Annotated in this window: 14 protein-coding genes; 8 read left to right on the forward strand and 6 right to left on the reverse strand. The window is 53.2% G+C overall.

Annotated features, from left to right (window positions below; genetic code table 11):
* The first annotated feature begins 2 nt into the window (after nt 1-2).
* Nucleotides 3-1,124, forward strand: a complete 1,122-nt coding sequence (gene roxA / locus OGY08_RS17940) for a [50S ribosomal protein L16]-arginine 3-hydroxylase (protein WP_079937922.1) — start codon at nt 3-5, stop codon at nt 1,122-1,124.
* Between the two features lie 102 nt (nt 1,125-1,226).
* Here roxA and pepT read toward each other — a convergent pair whose 3' ends face one another.
* Nucleotides 1,227-2,453, reverse strand: a complete 1,227-nt coding sequence (pepT, locus tag OGY08_RS17945) for a peptidase T (RefSeq protein ID WP_048214418.1) — start codon at nt 2,451-2,453, stop codon at nt 1,227-1,229.
* A 250-nt stretch (nt 2,454-2,703) separates the two neighbouring features.
* On the opposite strand from pepT, the gene potA reads away from it, so the two are divergent.
* From potA to OGY08_RS17970, 5 genes are all read left to right on the forward strand, one after another.
* Nucleotides 2,704-3,840 (forward strand): spermidine/putrescine ABC transporter ATP-binding protein PotA, encoded by a 1,137-nt coding sequence (gene potA / locus OGY08_RS17950; protein WP_003832287.1) that lies wholly within the window; start codon nt 2,704-2,706, stop codon nt 3,838-3,840.
* On the forward strand, nt 3,824-4,681 hold the full coding sequence (gene potB / locus OGY08_RS17955) for a spermidine/putrescine ABC transporter permease PotB (RefSeq protein ID WP_032943032.1): 858 nt from the start codon (nt 3,824-3,826) through the stop codon (nt 4,679-4,681). Before potA ends, potB begins: the two co-directional genes overlap by 17 nt.
* Nucleotides 4,678-5,457, forward strand: a complete 780-nt coding sequence (potC, locus tag OGY08_RS17960) for a spermidine/putrescine ABC transporter permease PotC (protein ID WP_003030794.1) — start codon at nt 4,678-4,680, stop codon at nt 5,455-5,457. The genes potB and potC overlap by 4 nt, the downstream gene beginning before the upstream one ends.
* Before the next feature lie 27 nt (nt 5,458-5,484).
* Nucleotides 5,485-6,531: a spermidine/putrescine ABC transporter substrate-binding protein PotD gene (gene potD / locus OGY08_RS17965; RefSeq protein ID WP_125362996.1), complete on the forward strand. Its 1,047-nt coding sequence runs from the start codon at nt 5,485-5,487 to the stop codon at nt 6,529-6,531.
* A 137-nt stretch (nt 6,532-6,668) separates the two neighbouring features.
* Entirely contained in the window at nt 6,669-7,175 is a 507-nt protein-coding gene (locus OGY08_RS17970; RefSeq protein WP_125362956.1) for a methyltransferase family protein, read from the forward strand.
* A gap of 21 nt (nt 7,176-7,196) precedes the next feature.
* Here OGY08_RS17970 and cobB read toward each other — a convergent pair whose 3' ends face one another.
* From cobB to lolC, 5 genes are all read right to left on the reverse strand, one after another.
* Nucleotides 7,197-8,018, reverse strand: coding sequence for a Sir2 family NAD+-dependent deacetylase (gene cobB, locus OGY08_RS17975; protein WP_125362955.1), 822 nt, complete (start codon nt 8,016-8,018; stop codon nt 7,197-7,199).
* 15 nt (nt 8,019-8,033) lie between these two features.
* On the reverse strand, nt 8,034-8,945 hold the full coding sequence (nagK, locus tag OGY08_RS17980; RefSeq protein WP_125362954.1) for an N-acetylglucosamine kinase: 912 nt from the start codon (nt 8,943-8,945) through the stop codon (nt 8,034-8,036).
* Between the two features lie 89 nt (nt 8,946-9,034).
* Complete coding sequence (gene lolE, locus OGY08_RS17985; protein ID WP_003030804.1) at nt 9,035-10,279, reverse strand: lipoprotein-releasing ABC transporter permease subunit LolE; 1,245 nt, start codon at nt 10,277-10,279, stop codon at nt 9,035-9,037.
* On the reverse strand, nt 10,279-10,980 hold the full coding sequence (lolD, locus tag OGY08_RS17990; protein WP_286566228.1) for a lipoprotein-releasing ABC transporter ATP-binding protein LolD: 702 nt from the start codon (nt 10,978-10,980) through the stop codon (nt 10,279-10,281). The genes lolE and lolD overlap by 1 nt, the downstream gene beginning before the upstream one ends.
* Nucleotides 10,973-12,172 (reverse strand): lipoprotein-releasing ABC transporter permease subunit LolC, encoded by a 1,200-nt coding sequence (lolC, locus tag OGY08_RS17995; RefSeq protein WP_286566293.1) that lies wholly within the window; start codon nt 12,170-12,172, stop codon nt 10,973-10,975. Before lolC ends, lolD begins: the two co-directional genes overlap by 8 nt.
* Before the next feature lie 261 nt (nt 12,173-12,433).
* Between lolC and OGY08_RS18000 the strand changes: the two genes are divergently transcribed.
* Together OGY08_RS18000 and mfd are read left to right on the forward strand one after the other, a co-directional pair.
* A complete protein-coding gene (locus OGY08_RS18000) occupies nt 12,434-13,498 on the forward strand; it encodes an acyltransferase family protein (RefSeq protein WP_125362953.1) in 1,065 nt (354 codons plus the stop codon).
* A 118-nt stretch (nt 13,499-13,616) separates the two neighbouring features.
* Nucleotides 13,617-17,063 carry a transcription-repair coupling factor gene (gene mfd, locus OGY08_RS18005; protein WP_008784434.1) on the forward strand — a complete coding sequence of 1,149 codons (3,447 nt, stop codon included), beginning with the start codon at nt 13,617-13,619 and terminating at the stop codon, nt 17,061-17,063.
* Nucleotides 17,064-17,069 lie beyond the last annotated feature (6 nt).

Here is a 17,069-nt window from a genome sequence, read left to right on the forward strand (position 1 = left end):
CTATGGAATACCAACTCACACTTAACTGGCCCGATTTTCTTGAACGCCACTGGCAGAAACGCCCGGTGGTCTTAAAACGCGGGTTTAACAACTTTATTGATCCAATCTCTCCTGACGAACTGGCTGGACTGGCAATGGAAAGCGAAGTCGACAGCCGACTCGTCAGCCATCAGGATGGTAAATGGCAGGTTAGCCACGGTCCCTTCGAAAGCTACGACCATCTTGGCGAGAACAACTGGTCTCTGCTGGTGCAGGCGGTCAACCACTGGCACGAACCTACCGCCGCGCTGATGCGCCCGTTCCGTGAATTACCGGACTGGCGTATCGACGATCTGATGATTTCTTTCTCTGTACCCGGCGGCGGCGTTGGCCCGCACCTGGATCAGTACGATGTATTTATCATTCAGGGAACCGGTCGTCGTCGCTGGCGCGTAGGCGAAAAACTGCAGTTGAAGCAGCACTGCCCTCACCCGGATCTCCTTCAGGTCGACCCGTTCGAAGCCATCATTGATGAAGAGCTGGAACCCGGCGATATCCTGTACATTCCGCCAGGATTCCCGCACGAAGGCTATGCGTTAGAAAACGCGATGAACTATTCGGTTGGTTTCCGCGCGCCAAACACTCGCGAGCTGATCAGCGGGTTCGCCGATTACGTTTTACAACGCGAACTGGGCAGCACCTATTACAGCGATCCTGATCTGCCACCGCGCGATCATCCGGCCGATGTTCTGCCGCAGGAGATGGATAAGCTGCGCGAAATGATGCTGGGCCTGATTAATCAGCCAGAACATTTCCAGCAGTGGTTTGGCGAATTTATCTCTCAGTCTCGTCATGAGCTGGATATTGCCCCGCCGGAGCCACCGTATCAGCCAGACGAAATTTATGATGCCCTGAAACAAGGTGATGTGTTAGTGCGTCTGGGCGGGTTGCGCGTATTGCGCATTGGCGATGACGTCTACGCTAACGGTGAGAAAATTGATTCGCCGCATCGTCCTGCGCTGGAAGCGCTGGCCAGTCATATTGTGCTGACGGCTGAGAACTTTGAGGATGCGCTGGAAGATCCTTCTTTCCTTGCCATGCTTGCCGCGCTGGTCAACAGCGGGTACTGGTTCTTCGAAGGGTAATGCGGACTGTGCCTGATGCGACGCAATGCGTCTTATCAGGCCTACTGGAGTGAAATATTGTAGGCCGGATAAGCAAAGCGCCATCCGGCAACTACACATATTTTATTTTTGTTTCGCGGCCAATTCAGCAATACGCACAATCACCTGCACCGCTTTTTCCATTCCTTCCAGGGTTACAAACTCATGCTTGCCATGATAGTTGTAGCCGCCGGTGAACAGATTCGGACACGGTAATCCCATAAATGACAGCTGTGCGCCGTCAGTGCCGCCACGGATCGGTTTCAGCACAGGCTCAATATCACAATCGCGCATCGCCTGCTGGGCGATATCCAGCACGTGCGGATGCTCAATCACTTTTTCGCGCATATTGTAGTAACTGTCTTCAATCACCAATTCGATATAACAGTCCGGGTGTAACCCTTTGCCGACCTTCTTGGCGATATCCATGATCTTACGTTTACGCGCTTCAAACTGCTTACGGTCAAAATCACGAATAATGTAGTGCATATCCGCCCGATCGACCGTCCCTTTCATGCTCGCCAGATGATAAAAGCCTTCGTAGCCTTCCGTCTTTTCCGGGCTTTCATCTGCCGGAACCTCTGCATGAATACGCGCTGCCAGCGACAGCGCATTCACCATCACCCCTTTTGCGGTGCCGGGATGCACATTGTTGCCAACAATTTTGATATTAACCGACGCGGCGTTGAAGTTCTCAAACTCCAACTCACCTACGCCACCACCGTCAACGGTATAGGCCCACTGCGCATCGAATGCCGCAACATCAAAATGCTTCGCCCCTTTACCCACTTCTTCGTCCGGCGTAAAGGCCACGCGGATATCACCGTGCGGAATATTTTTTTGGATAAGCACAGCCAGTGCGGTCATGATTTCCGCCACGCCTGCTTTATCATCCGCGCCCAGCAACGTTTTACCGTCTGTGGTGATCAGCGTCTGACCCAGAAGTTGATGCAGCACCGGGAACATCACCGGCGATAAAACTTCATCACCAATGCCTAACGCAATATCGCCACCGCGGTAGTTTTCAACGATTTGCGGATTGACATTTTTACCGCTGAAATCCGGTGAGGTATCCACATGGGAAATAAAGCCGATCGCAGGAATATTGCCAGCAACGTTCGCGGGTAACGTTGCCATCAGCGTGCCTTTTTCGCTCAGTGAAATATTAACCAGCCCCATCTCTTCGAGCTGTTGTTTGAGCAGTTGTAATAATTTCCACTGTCCTTCGGTGCTGGGTACCTGCCGCACGCCCGATTTTGATTGGGTGTCCAGCGACACGTAGTGTAAAAAACGCTCAAGTAGTTTATCCATGCAGTCACCCTCACTTTTTGTGACAACATTATCAATAAGCAACAAAAGACAAATATTGCGTCAGGTCACTTTTATCCCCGCAAGTGAGAATATTTCGCCCTGACATCCCCTCTGACTATAGGGCTAAGTCAGTAATTCGCAACAAGGATTGGCGATTACAATGGTTTGCCGTAGAATAACGGCCCTCATTAAGAGTCATCAAGGTGGTTAACCACAAACCCCGCATCGGTCAGCCATCCGTTGCGTTTACATGGGACAGAGTAAAAAATTGAATAAACAACCGCGTTCGCTTTCTCCACTGGTGCAATTAGCGGGAATTCGCAAAAGTTTCGATGGCAAAGAGGTGATTTCCAGCCTGGATTTGACCATCAATAATGGCGAGTTTCTTACGCTGCTTGGCCCCTCTGGCTGCGGTAAAACAACCGTTCTTCGCCTGATTGCCGGTCTGGAAACGGTTGATTCCGGTCATATTTTGTTGGACAACGAGGACATCACTCACGTTCCAGCGGAAAATCGCTACGTGAATACCGTCTTCCAAAGCTATGCGCTATTCCCCCACATGACTGTGTTTGAAAATGTGGCCTTTGGTTTGCGCATGCAAAAAACGCCCGCAGCCGACATTTCTCCCCGCGTTACCGAAGCCCTGCGCATGGTGCAACTGGAAGAGTTCGCCCAGCGAAAACCGCATCAACTTTCCGGCGGACAGCAGCAGCGCGTAGCGATTGCCCGAGCAGTGGTCAACAAACCCCGCTTACTCTTGTTAGATGAATCCCTCTCTGCGCTGGACTACAAACTGCGTAAGCAGATGCAGAATGAACTGAAAGCACTGCAGCGTAAGCTTGGTATCACTTTTGTCTTTGTCACACACGATCAGGAAGAAGCGCTAACCATGTCCGACCGCATCGTGGTGATGCGCGATGGTAAGATTGAGCAGGACGGTACGCCGCGCGAAATCTACGAAGAGCCAAAGAATCTGTTTGTCGCCGGGTTTATCGGCGAGATCAATATGTTTAACGCCACGGTGATTGAACGTCTGGATGAACAGCGTGTTCGTGCTAACGTTGAAGGCCGCGAGTGCAATATTTATGTCAACTTCGCGGTAGTTCCCGGACAAAAGCTGCACGTCCTGTTACGCCCTGAAGATTTGCGCGTTGATGAAATCAATGATGATAATCATATCGAAGGCCTGATCGGCTACGTGCGCGAACGCAACTACAAAGGCATGACGCTGGAGTCGGTTGTAGAACTGGAAAATGGCAAGATGGTGATGGTCAGCGAATTCTTCAACGAAGACGATCCTGACTTTGACCACTCGCTCGACCAGAAAATGGCAATTAACTGGGTAGAAAGCTGGGAGGTCGTACTGGCTGATGAAGAGCACAAGTAAATTCCAGAGTGTGGTGATCTTCACCATTGTCGGTTGGCTTGTGTTATTTGTCTTTCTGCCCAACCTGATGATCATCGGCACCAGCTTTTTGACCCGTGACGACGCCAATTTCGTCAAAATGGTCTTTACGCTGGAGAACTATACGCGCCTGCTCGATCCGCTCTATTTTGAGGTACTGGTTCACTCCCTCAATATGGCGCTGATTGCCACGCTCGCCTGTCTGGTACTCGGCTACCCGTTTGCCTGGTTTTTGGTGAAACTGCCGGAAAAAGTACGCCCGCTGCTGCTGTTCCTGCTGATTGTTCCGTTCTGGACCAATTCTCTGATTCGCATCTACGGACTCAAAATTTTCCTCAGTACCAAAGGCTATCTCAACGAGTTTCTGTTATGGCTCGGCGTTATCGATACACCCATTCGCATTATGTTTACCCCCAGCGCGGTGATTATCGGGCTTGTATACATCCTGCTGCCGTTTATGGTGATGCCGCTCTATTCCAGCATTGAAAAGCTCGATAAACCGCTGCTGGAAGCCGCACGCGATTTAGGCGCCAGTAAGCTTCAGACCTTCACCCGCATCATTATTCCGTTAACGATGCCGGGGATTATCGCCGGATGTTTGCTGGTCATGCTGCCCGCAATGGGGCTGTTTTACGTTTCCGACTTAATGGGCGGCGCGAAAAACCTGCTGATTGGTAACGTGATTAAAGTTCAGTTCCTGAACATCCGCGACTGGCCGTTTGGTGCAGCCACCAGCATTACGCTGACCATCGTGATGGGTCTGATGCTGCTGATCTACTGGCGCGCCTCCCGCTTACTGAACAAGAAGGTGGAACTCGAATGATCGGTCGACTGCTTCGCGGCGGTTTTATGACCGCTATCTACGCGTATCTGTATATTCCAATCATCATTCTGATTGTGAACTCCTTTAACAGTTCGCGCTTTGGCATCAACTGGCAGGGTTTTACTACTAAATGGTACGGCCTGCTGATGAATAACGACAGCCTGTTGCAGGCGGCGCAGCACTCGCTGACGATGGCGGTGCTATCCGCCACCTTTGCCACCTTGATCGGCTCACTCACTGCGGTTGCGCTATACCGCTACCGTTTTCGCGGTAAACCGTTCGTCAGTGGCATGCTGTTCGTGGTGATGATGTCGCCGGATATTGTGATGGCAATATCTCTGCTGGTGCTATTTATGCTGATCGGCATTCAACTGGGCTTCTGGTCGCTGCTGTTCTCGCATATCACTTTTTGTCTGCCTTTTGTGGTGGTGACGGTTTACTCTCGCCTGAAAGGTTTTGATGTCCGCATGCTTGAGGCGGCTAAAGATTTGGGTGCCAGCGAAGTAACTATTCTGCGCAAGATAATACTACCACTGGCTATGCCTGCGGTGGCTGCGGGTTGGTTGCTGAGTTTTACGCTGTCGATGGATGATGTTGTTGTTTCATCTTTCGTCACCGGACCGGGTTATGAAATTTTGCCATTAAAAATCTACTCAATGGTTAAAGTCGGCGTATCACCAGAGGTGAACGCGCTGGCGACCATTTTGTTGGTTCTGTCGCTGGTTATGGTGATTGCCAGCCAGCTTATTGCACGTGATAAAACCAAGGGCCGCTAAGGCCCTTAATTCAGGGGACGTTAAATGATGAAAAAATGGTCACGCCACCTGCTCGCGGCGGGTGCTCTGGCACTGGGCATGAGCGCCGCTCACGCGAATGACAACAACACGCTCTATTTCTATAACTGGACTGAATACGTCCCACCGGGTCTGCTGGAACAGTTCACCAAAGAAACCGGCATTAAGGTTATCTATTCGACCTACGAGTCGAATGAAACCATGTACGCCAAGCTCAAAACCTATAAAGACGGCGCATACGATTTGGTGGTTCCGTCCACCTATTACGTCGATAAAATGCGTAAAGAAGGCATGATCCAGAAGATCGACAAGTCGTCGTTGACCAACTTCCACAACCTCGATCCGGAAATGCTCAACAAGCCGTTTGACCCAAACAATGACTACTCCATCCCGTATATCTGGGGTGCAACGGCCATTGGCGTCAACAGCGATGCTATCGATCCGAAAACCGTCACCAGTTGGGCCGATCTGTGGAAGCCGGAGTACATAGGCAGTCTGCTGTTAACGGATGATGCGCGAGAAGTGTTCCAGATGGCGCTGCGCAAGCTGGGATATTCCGGCAATACCACCGATCCTAAAGAGATTGAAGCCGCCTATAACGAGTTGAAGAAGCTGATGCCTAACGTTGCGGCATTTAACTCTGACAACCCGGCCAACCCGTATATGGAAGGCGAAGTTAATCTGGGGATGGTGTGGAACGGCTCCGCGTATGTTGCGCGTCAGGCGGGCACACCGTTGGAAGTGGTATGGCCGAAAGAAGGTGGCATTTTCTGGATGGACAGCCTGTCTATTCCGGCTAACGCGAAAAACAAAGAAGGTGCGCTGAAGCTGATTAACTTCTTGCTGCGCCCGGACGTCGCGAAAGAAGTCGCAGAAACTATCGGTTACCCGACGCCGAATCTGGCAGCACGCAAGCTGTTAAGTCCTGAGGTCGCGAACGACAAAACGCTCTACCCTGACGCGGAAACCATCAACAAAGGGGAATGGCAAAACGATGTCGGTTCCGCCAGCGCTATCTACGAAGAGTATTATCAGAAGCTAAAAGCAGGACGCTAATACTCGTGCAACCCGGCAGGCGTCGCTGCGCCGGGTTGCTACCTGCCAATCCCTACTTTTTACGCCTTTCGGCTGATTCCCGCTCCCCAGTTTCTGGCTATGCTTACAGTATTCCAGGCCGGCTTCTGAGGCTTCCAATGACAACGCTCTGGCTGCTACTTGAGTTGGCTAATCTGATCGTATTTACGCTGGTGATTCTCCCTCGTAAGCAGCCGGTAAACGCTCGTCCTTTGCTGCCTGTCACCGCAATCCGCCTGCTACGGCTCACCTTTTTAATACCGATCCTGGTTTTTGGTTATAGCCTTTTTTTCAGTCATCAGATTGGCCCGGTGGAGTGGGGATGTCTGATTTTGGCGATCGTAGGTAACGCGCTGGTCATCAAAGGAAAATGGGATTTGGGGGAGAGCCACACATGGACAGGCTACTATTTACCTCGTGCAAAAAGGGTTACGCGCGGCATTTTTGCCTGGATTGCGCACCCCATGTATACCGGAATTATTCTGGTGATTATCTCGTGCAGCCTGGTTTACATTACCCGACTACCCATATGGCTGAGCGCACTGGGGCTGATCTGTTGTTTTTACATCGTAGGATTTTTGATTATGGCGGCCCTGCGTGAGGACCGCCAGCTTGTACAGGCTTAAACAGTATTATCCGGATAGCCGTTACAGCCCTTTCAATAACCTCTCAACGAACTCAGGCACTACCTGGCTTGCCGGACCGTAATACTTCTCTTCAAACTCGCTGCCTACCTGGCTCGGTTCGAGATTGAGTTCTACCGTATGTGCCCCATGCAGCCGCGCCTCATGCACAAAACCCGCTGCCGGATAAACATGTCCCGATGTGCCAATCGCAATGAACACATCTGCCATTGCCAGTGCCATATAAATTTCATCCATTCCCAGCGGCATTTCACCAAACCACACGACGTGTGGTCGCAGCGGTGCCGGAAACTGGCAGCAATGACATTTATCTTCCGGGGTCACATCGCCCGTCCATTCCAGAATCTGCCCGCTTTGCGAACAGCGAACTTTGAGCAACTCGCCGTGCATATGGATAACGTTCTGGCTGCCCGCACGCTCGTGCAGGTTATCAATGTTCTGCGTCACCAGTAAAAAACGATCGCCCAGCTCGGCTTCGAGTTTTGCCAGTGCGATATGCGCCGCGTTGGGCTGGATTTCCGGCTGTTGCAACTGATGGCGACGGGCGTTATAAAACGACTGAACCAGTTCCGGGTTTCGACTAAAACCTTCCGGAGTCGCAACGTCCTCTACCCGATGTTCTTCCCAGAGACCATCCGCCGCGCGGAATGTTCGAATTCCTGACTCAGCGGAGATTCCCGCTCCAGTCAGTACCAGCACTCTTGGTTTTTCCATCAATTCAGGCACCACTCTGTCTCTGAAAAAGATTCGTTGACGCAGGCGATCGCGCAAATGGCGTTTATTTTTACGAAAGCGGCTTAACCGATGACCCCGACGCGACAGCATAACAACCTCTTTGTATTAATCGGTAAGATGTAGGAAAGCAGCCCCGCGCATCCCGCCGGCATCACCGTGCCGTGCCTGCTCAATACGCGGTACCCGGGCAACCGGCAGCAGATGACGTGGCAGTCGATCCGCCAGTTGCGTCGTAATAGCGGTAAAATTCGACAAGCCTCCGCCAATCACCACCAAATCAGGATCGACGATAGTCAGGATATTCCCAAGACACACTGCCAGCAAATCCAGATAGCGTTCAACGTGGGCACGCGCGTGTTCATCACCCTGCTCCCACAGCGCGATAATTTCGCGGGCATCCAGCGGTTGATGGTAGTAATGCTGATACAACCACGCAAATCCACCGCCGGAAAGATAGCTTTCGATGCATCCCAGTTGACCGCATCCGCAGCGGCGCAGCGGGAAATCAAAGCCCATCAGCGTCAGCGCATCGACCGGCAAACGAATATGACCAAACTCACCGGTGATATAGCTGCGTCCGGTGATGGATTTCCCGTTAAGCACCAGGCCGCCGCCGACGCCCGTACCGAGGATCAACCCCATCACCAGCGGATATTGGGTGAACTCGTCATCCCAGGCTTCGGAGAGAGCAAAACAGTTCGCATCGTTATCCAGACGCACATCGCGGTCAAGGCGAGCGCTGAGATCGGCACGGAGTGGTTTGCCACTGGCAGCAGGAACGTTGGCCGCGTACAGCGTGCCGTATTCGGTTTCCGGCATGCCCGGAATGCCGATGCCTACCGAACCTTTGATGCCGAACCGCTGATCCGCTTCCGTCACCAGATTGCAGACCGCATCAAGGAAAGCGTCGTAGCTGTCGCGAGGCGTAGGAACGCGATTTTCCCATTGCAGACGACGTTGCTTATCAAACACGCCCAGCGCAATTTTGGTCCCGCCGATGTCAAATCCGTAATACATCACCGCTCCTTGATACACGTCATCCTTCAAGATGCCTCTACGTTGGCTACGCCTTGATGCAGCATGAATGCTGTCGTGTATTATTGTTGTTATTGGCCGCTAAGTACTCTCGCAGGATCAATATTGCTGGCGCGACGCGCCGGATACCAACTTGCCAAAAGACTCAGCACGAGTGCTGTCACCAGCACGTAAATCACATCCAGCCAGTGTAATTCCGATGGCAGGAAGTCAATGAAATAGATATCGCCGGACAGGAACTGATGGCCGATAAGCGCCTCAATCCCGTTTATGATCGGCGTCAGTTGCAACGACACAACCACCCCTATGACGACGCCTATCAGGCTACCGAACAGACCCGCCAGCAGGCCGTACCAGACAAAAATGGCACGGATCAACCCATCTTTCGCCCCGAGGGTTCTTAATACCGCAATATCGCCGCTTTTGTCTTTTACCGCCATCACTAACGTGGAAACGATATTAAAACAGGCCACGCCAATAACCAGCACCATAGCCAGATACATAATGGCGCGGATCATCTGAATATCGCGGTACATATAGCCGTAGGTGCCGATCCAGCTCTTGATGTAAACATAGTTATTGGTGACTTCACCCGCGTCTCGCACCAGCTTATTGGCGTTAAACACGTCGTTAACCTTCAGCGCGATCCCGGAAACACTGGTTCCCATATCAAGATATTGCTGCGCATCTTCCATTGGGATCATGGCAAAGCTGTGATCGAGCTGACCGCTCAGTTGCAGGATCCCCGTCACGTGCAAACGCACGCGTTTAGGCTGCTGTAGCTTATGATCCGCACTGGCGTTAGGGATCATAATCGACACCCAGTCACCCTGCTTCACCTTCAGCGCATCGGCAATACCCTTACCAATGATGATTTGTTGTTCACCGGCTTTAAAATTATCCCAGGCGTGGTTTTGCACAAAGGATGGCAACGCGCTTAAACGCTGTTCCTGTTTCGGGTCTACGCCCTTCACCTGCACCGCGCGTAAGTTCGCCCCGCTCTCCACCAGTCCGGTAAAGTTGATATAAGGCGCCGCGGCGACAATACCCGGCACTTTTTGTACCTTGTCGAGCGCTTCCTGCCAGTTATTCCACGGCTGATTTACGGCTTCAATCTCTCCGTGTGGGACTACGGCCAGAATACGGTTGTTCAGCTCACGCTCAAATCCGTTCATGGCACTTAAACCGACGATCAACACCGCCACACCCAACGCGATGCCAACGGTAGATATCACCGAAATCAACGAAACCATACCGCCGCGCCGCCGACCACGGCTAAAGCGCAGACCAATCAATAACGATAAAGGCGAAGCCATTACTCAGCTCCCATCAGGCTCAGTTCAGCCGTCAGGCGACCATCGCGCATTTCAAGCTGGCGACTCATCCGCTTCGCCAGTTGCAGATCGTGCGTCACCACCAGAAATGCCGTGCCCTGAGAGCGGTTCAGCTCGCCCAGAAGCTCGAAAATGCTGTCCGCGTTACGCGCATCCAGGTTACCCGTTGGCTCATCTGCCAGAACCAGGCGCGGGTTATTCACCAGCGCACGCGCGATGGCCACCCGCTGGCGTTCGCCGCCAGACAGTTCAGACGGGCGATGACTGGCACGATGATCCAGCCCTACCGCTTTCAGCATATCCCGTGCGCGCTCGGTGATTTCAGCCGGTTTTTTCTTGCCGATCAGCAGCGGCATCGCTACGTTTTCCAGCGCCGTAAAATCCGGCAGCAAATGGTGGAACTGGTAAATAAAGCCCAGCTTCTGATTACGCAGTTCCGCTTTCGCCGCCGACGAGAGCTTACTCATTGGCTGACCGCTAAAAATGACGTCGCCGGAAGTCGGGGTATCCAACCCACCTAACAGATGCAGCAACGTACTCTTGCCGGAGCCTGAGCTGCCGACAATCGCCATCATCTCACCTTCGCCGACGCAAAAACTGACATAGTGCAGTACATCGGTCTGCACAGTGCCTTCCTGATAGCGTTTGCACAGGTTGTCGCATTGCAACAGGATCTTATTCATAACGTAAAGCCTCAGCGGGTTGAGTGGCGGCAGCGCGCCAGGAAGGATAAAGCGTAGACAGCAGCGCGATGGCCATCGCCACCAGCGCAATGACGATAACCTGCAGCGGCTCGATAGCGACCGGCAGCGCAGCGCCATCCAGCAGCACACCAATAATTGGCATCAGATTGTTCAGTTGGCTGGCGAGCAAGGCACCCAGTACAGCGCCCAGCAGCGCGCCAATCACCCCGGCACTGGCCCCCTGAACCATAAACACCATCATTATCTGCCGCGGCGTTAGCCCCTGCGTTTGTAAAATCGCCACTTCCCCTTGCTTCTCCATTACCATCAGACCCAGCGAGGTAATAATATTAAAAGCTGCCACCGCCACGATCAGGCTAAGCAGCAGCCCCATCATGTTCTTTTCCATGCGCACGGCCTGGAACAGTTCCCCTTTGCGCTCGCGCCAGTCCTGCCATTTGGTGCCCTGCGGCAGCGTTTGCTGGCTCAGCGTGTCAACTTTTAACGGTTCGTTCAGCCACAGACGCCAGCCAGTGATATTACCCACCGGATAGCGCATCAGACGCGAGGCATCCTGAATGTTGGTCAGCATCTGGTAGCCATCGACTTCGCTGTTGGCGGCGAAAGTGCCAATCACCGTAAACAAACGCTGGCTCGGCAAACGCCCCATCGGCGTAAACTGGCTGGCCGAGGGCACCATCACACGGATTTGATCGCCACGGTTCACGCCCAACTGCCCGGCAAGCTGCTCGCCGAGGATGACATTATACTTACCCGGTTGCAGATCTGTTTGCTTCACATTGACCAGATACGGCGTTAACGGATCTTTTTGCGCCGGATCGATACCGAGCATCACGCCGACCGCCACGCTACGCGCACTTTGCAGCACCACATCTCCCGTAGTTATGGGTGCAACGCGGTTGACGCCGTTCAACACCACCGCTTTTTCCGGCAGTTGTTGCGGGTTGAGGGAACCCTGTTCAGACGAGAGTACAGCCTGAGGCATCAGGCCAAGAATATTGTTTTGCAGCTCGCGCTCGAAACCGTTCATCACCGACAACACCGTGACCAGCGCCATTACCCCGAGAGTAATGCCTATGGTGGAGAGCCAGGAAACGAAGCGACCGAAGCGATCTGCTGCAAGCCCACGCATATAACGCAGGCCGATGAATAGAGCGACAGGTTGGTACATGAAATCCGTCTGGTTGCTGTTAGCAAAGTCACGAGTATATAAGCGAAAGCGGAATGGGTAAATGACTGAACCGTAAGTGTTCGTCAGCACTATTCCTAAAAGTATAAATAAATCAATTCGCTAAAGTTGTCCCTCTACCCTTCAGCCCGGGTCCCTGATCTTTATCTTAAAAAAACAAAATGCAGACAGTTACGCATTACAGCGCACAGCGGGTTGCGCAGGATGGCAGGCTATAGCCAACAATATGGATACGCCGTCTCGATGAAGAAAAAAGAACTATGGATTAATCAAATCAAAGGGTTATGTATTTGTCTGGTGGTGATTTACCACTCGGTAATCACGTTTTACCCGCACCTCACTACTTTTCAGCATCCGCTTTCAGAGCTGCTGAGCAAATGCTGGATTTACCTCAATTTGTACCTGGCGCCGTTTCGCATGCCGGTCTTTTTCTTTATTTCGGGGTATCTGATCCGTCGCTATATTGATAGCGTCCCGTGGACCGCCTGCGTGGATAAGCGGATCTGGAGCATTGCCTGGGTGCTGGTGCTTTGGGGAGTAGTGCAATGGCTGGCGTTAGTCGCGCTCAATAACTGGCTGGCCCCACAGCGCGATCTGAGCCATGCTGCCAACGCCGCGTATGCCGATTCGATCGCGGGTTTTACCCACGGAATGCTGACCGCCAGTACCAGCTTGTGGTATCTGTACGCGCTGATTGTCTATTTTGTTCTGTGTAAAATTTTCAGCCGCTGGGCGGTACCGCTGTTGGCGTTATTTGTGGTGCTGAGCGTGGCGATCAATTTTGTCCCGACGCCGTGGTGGGGAATGAACAGCGTGATTCGCAATCTGCCCTGGTACAGCCTCGGTGCATGGTTTGGCGCAACGCTGATGGTATGGATCAAGGAGGTGCCCCTGCGCCGCCATGCGGTCATTGTTCTGGTTAGCGCAATCGCCGCCGTCGTCGCGTGGCTGGCAAATGTCTCACTATTACTTTCTCTGCTTTCCATTGTGCTGATCATGAAGCTGTTTTATCAATTTGAGCTGCGCTTTGGTATGCGTGAGTCCGGCCCGTTAAGCGTGATTGGTGCCAATACCATCGCCATCTACACCACCCACCGTATTCTGGTTGAGCTGTTCAGCTTAACGCTAATCCCCAAAATCAATCATACCGCCTGGCCAGCATATGCGGAGCTGGCCCTGCTGCTGGTGTATCCGTTCGCCTGCCTGCTACTGTGCACCTTGTTTGGCCTGTTGGTACGTAAAATTTCACAAAAAACAGTGGCCGACCTGCTCTTTTCCCCGCCTTCTTTATCGGCTGTCTCGCACTAGCCCCTACGCGCTTTTTGCCCCCATCAGGGGGCGAATCAATTTGCTTATGAGAAACGATCACGGATAATAAAGAACATTGCTTATCAGATGTATATCTAAACGAGATCCTGACAACCGAATGCCTGAACAACATCGTTACACGCTCCCGGCGAAAGCTGGCGATCAGCGCCAGTTAGGTGAGCTTACCGGTGCCGCCTGCGCAACGCTGGTCGCCGAAATCGCCGAACATCACGCGGGTCCAGTGGTCCTGATCGCGCCGGACATGCAAAATGCGCTGCGTTTGCATGATGAAATTCGTCAGTTTACTGACCAGATGGTGATGAACCTGGCCGACTGGGAAACGCTACCCTACGACAGCTTTTCTCCCCATCAGGAGATTATCTCCTCGCGGCTCTCCACGCTGTATCAGCTGCCTGCCATGCAGCGCGGCGTGCTGATCGTTCCGGTAAATACACTGATGCAGCGCGTTTGTCCGCACAGCTATCTGCACGGTCATGCGCTGGTCATGAAAAAGGGCCAGCGACTTTCACGTGACGCTCTGCGTGAACAGCTGGACAGTGCGGGCTATCGCCATGTTGATCAGGTCATGGAACACGGCGAATACGCCACACGCGGCGCGTTGTTGGATTTGTTCCCGATGGGCAGCGAGTTGCCTTATCGTCTGGATTTCTTTGATGACGAAATCGACAGCCTGCGTCTGTTTGATACCGACACCCAGCGCACGCTGGAAGAAGTCGATGCCATTAATTTGCTTCCCGCACACGAATTCCCGACTGACAAAACGGCCATCGAGCTATTCCGCAGCCAGTGGCGTGATACCTTTGAGGTGAAACGCGACGCCGAACATATTTACCAGCAGGTCAGCAAAGGCACGTTACCTGCGGGTATTGAATACTGGCAACCGCTGTTTTTCAGCGAGCCGCTGCCGCCGCTGTTCAGCTACTTCCCCGCCAATACGTTATTGGTGAATACCGGTGATATCGAGACCAGCGCAGAACGCTTCCAGGCCGATACCCTGTCGCGCTTTGAAAATCGCGGTGTTGATCCGATGCGCCCGCTTCTGCCGCCGGAATCGCTGTGGCTGCGGGTTGATGAGCTGTTTTCTGAACTTAAACGCTGGCCGCGCGTTCAACTGAAAACCGAGAGTCTGGCGAACAAAGCAGCGAATACTAACCTCGGGTTCCAGAAGCTGCCGGATATCGCCGTTCAGGCACAGCAAAAAGCGCCGTTAGATGCGTTACGTAAATTCCTTGAAGGCTTCACCGGTCCGGTGATTTTCTCGGTGGAAAGTGAAGGCCGCCGTGAAGCACTTGGCGAACTGCTCGCCCGTATCAAAGTGGCGCCGAAGCGGATATTGCGACTCGATGAAGCCGTAGATAACGGTCGTTATCTGATGATTGGCGCAGCTGAGCACGGCTTCATCGATAGCAAACGCAATCTGGCGCTGATTTGTGAAAGCGATCTGCTTGGGGAACGCGTGGCGCGCCGCCGCCAGGATTCTCGTCGCACCATCAACCCGGATACGTTAATTCGTAACCTCGCAGAGCTGCATCCCGGTCAGCCGGTGGTGCATCTGGAGCATGGCGTGGGTCGTTATGCCGGTATGACCACGCTGGAAGCGGGCGGCATAACCGGTGAATATCTGATGCTCACCTATGCCAACGACGCCAAACTGTACGTGCCGGTGTCGTCACTGCATCTCATCAGCCGCTATGCAGGTGGCGCAGAAGAGAATGCGCCGCTGCATAAACTTGGCGGCGATGCCTGGTCACGTGCCCGACAGAAAGCCGCTGAGAAGGTGCGCGATGTTGCGGCAGAGCTGCTGGATATTTATGCCCAGCGCGCGGCGAAAGAAGGCTTTGCCTTTAAGCATGACCGTGAACAGTATCAGCTGTTTTGCGACAGCTTCCCGTTTGAAACCACGCCTGACCAGGCGCAGGCGATTAACGCGGTACTCAGCGATATGTGTCAACCGCTGGCCATGGACCGCCTGGTCTGCGGCGACGTCGGCTTTGGTAAAACCGAAGTCGCGATGCGCGCGGCCTTTCTCGCCGTAGAGAACCACAAGCAGGTTGCCGTGTTGGTGCCGACCACCCTGCTCGCACAGCAGCACTTCGACAACTTCCGCGACCGCTTTGCCAACTGGCCGGTACGCATTGAGATGTTGTCCCGTTTCCGTAGCGCCAAAGAGCAAGCGCAGATTCTGGAGCAAGTTGCCGAGGGAAAAATTGATATTCTCATCGGCACGCACAAACTGCTGCAAGCGGATGTGAAGTTAAAAGATCTGGGTCTGCTGATTGTCGATGAAGAGCACCGTTTCGGCGTTCGCCACAAAGAACGCATCAAGGCGATGCGCGCAGATGTCGATATTCTGACCCTGACGGCAACGCCAATTCCACGTACGCTCAATATGGCAATGAGCGGCATGCGCGATCTGTCGATTATCGCCACGCCACCCGCTCGTCGTCTGGCGGTCAAAACCTTCGTGCGCGAATACGACAACCTGGTGGTACGCGAGGCGATCCTGCGTGAAGTTCTGCGCGGGGGACAAGTTTATTATCTGTTTAACGACGTCGAAAACATCCAGAAAACCGCTGACAGATTAGCAGAACTGGTGCCGGAAGCGCGTATTGGTATCGGTCACGGACAAATGCGCGAGCGCGAACTGGAACGCGTGATGAACGATTTCCACCATCAGCGTTTTAACGTGCTGGTGTGTACCACCATTATCGAAACCGGGATCGACATCCCCACCGCTAACACCATCATCATCGAACGAGCGGATCACTTCGGTTTAGCGCAATTACACCAGCTGCGCGGTCGTGTGGGACGTTCTCACCACCAGGCTTACGCCTGGCTGCTGACGCCGCATCCGAAAGCAATGACCACCGACGCGCAAAAACGTCTGGAAGCCATCGCCTCGCTGGAAGATTTGGGCGCAGGTTTTGCGCTGGCGACCCACGACCTCGAAATTCGCGGCGCCGGGGAATTACTGGGTGAAGATCAGAGTGGTTCCATGGAAAGCATCGGCTTCTCGCTGTATATGGAACTGCTGGAAAACGCGGTCGATGCGCTCAAAGAAGGGCGTGAGCCGTCACTGGAAGATCTCACCAGCCAGCAAACCGAAGTTGAGCTGCGCATGCCGTCTCTGCTGCCGGATGACTATATCCCGGATGTAAACACCCGACTGTCGTTCTACAAGCGCATTGCCAGTGCGAAAGGCGAAAACGAACTGGAAGAAATTAAGGTTGAGCTGATAGACCGTTTTGGCTTGCTGCCCGACCCGGCTCGTACGCTGCTGGATATCGCCCGTTTACGCCAGCAGGCGCAGAAACTGGGGATCAGAAAGCTCGAAGGCAATGAAAAAGGCGGTACCATTGAATTTGCCGAGAAAAACCACGTCAACCCGGTCTGGCTGATTGGTTTACTGCAAAAGCAGCCGCAGCACTTCCGTCTGGACGGTCCAACCCGGCTGAAATTTATGCAGGAGTTGAGCGAGCGTAAAACGCGGATCGACTGGGTCCGCCAGTTTATGCGTCAGCTTGAAGAAAACGCCGTAGCATAAGCATAG

Origin of the sequence: Citrobacter sp. Cpo069 (assembly GCF_030332785.1) — a bacterium.
Lineage (GTDB): Bacteria > Pseudomonadota > Gammaproteobacteria > Enterobacterales > Enterobacteriaceae > Citrobacter > Citrobacter portucalensis.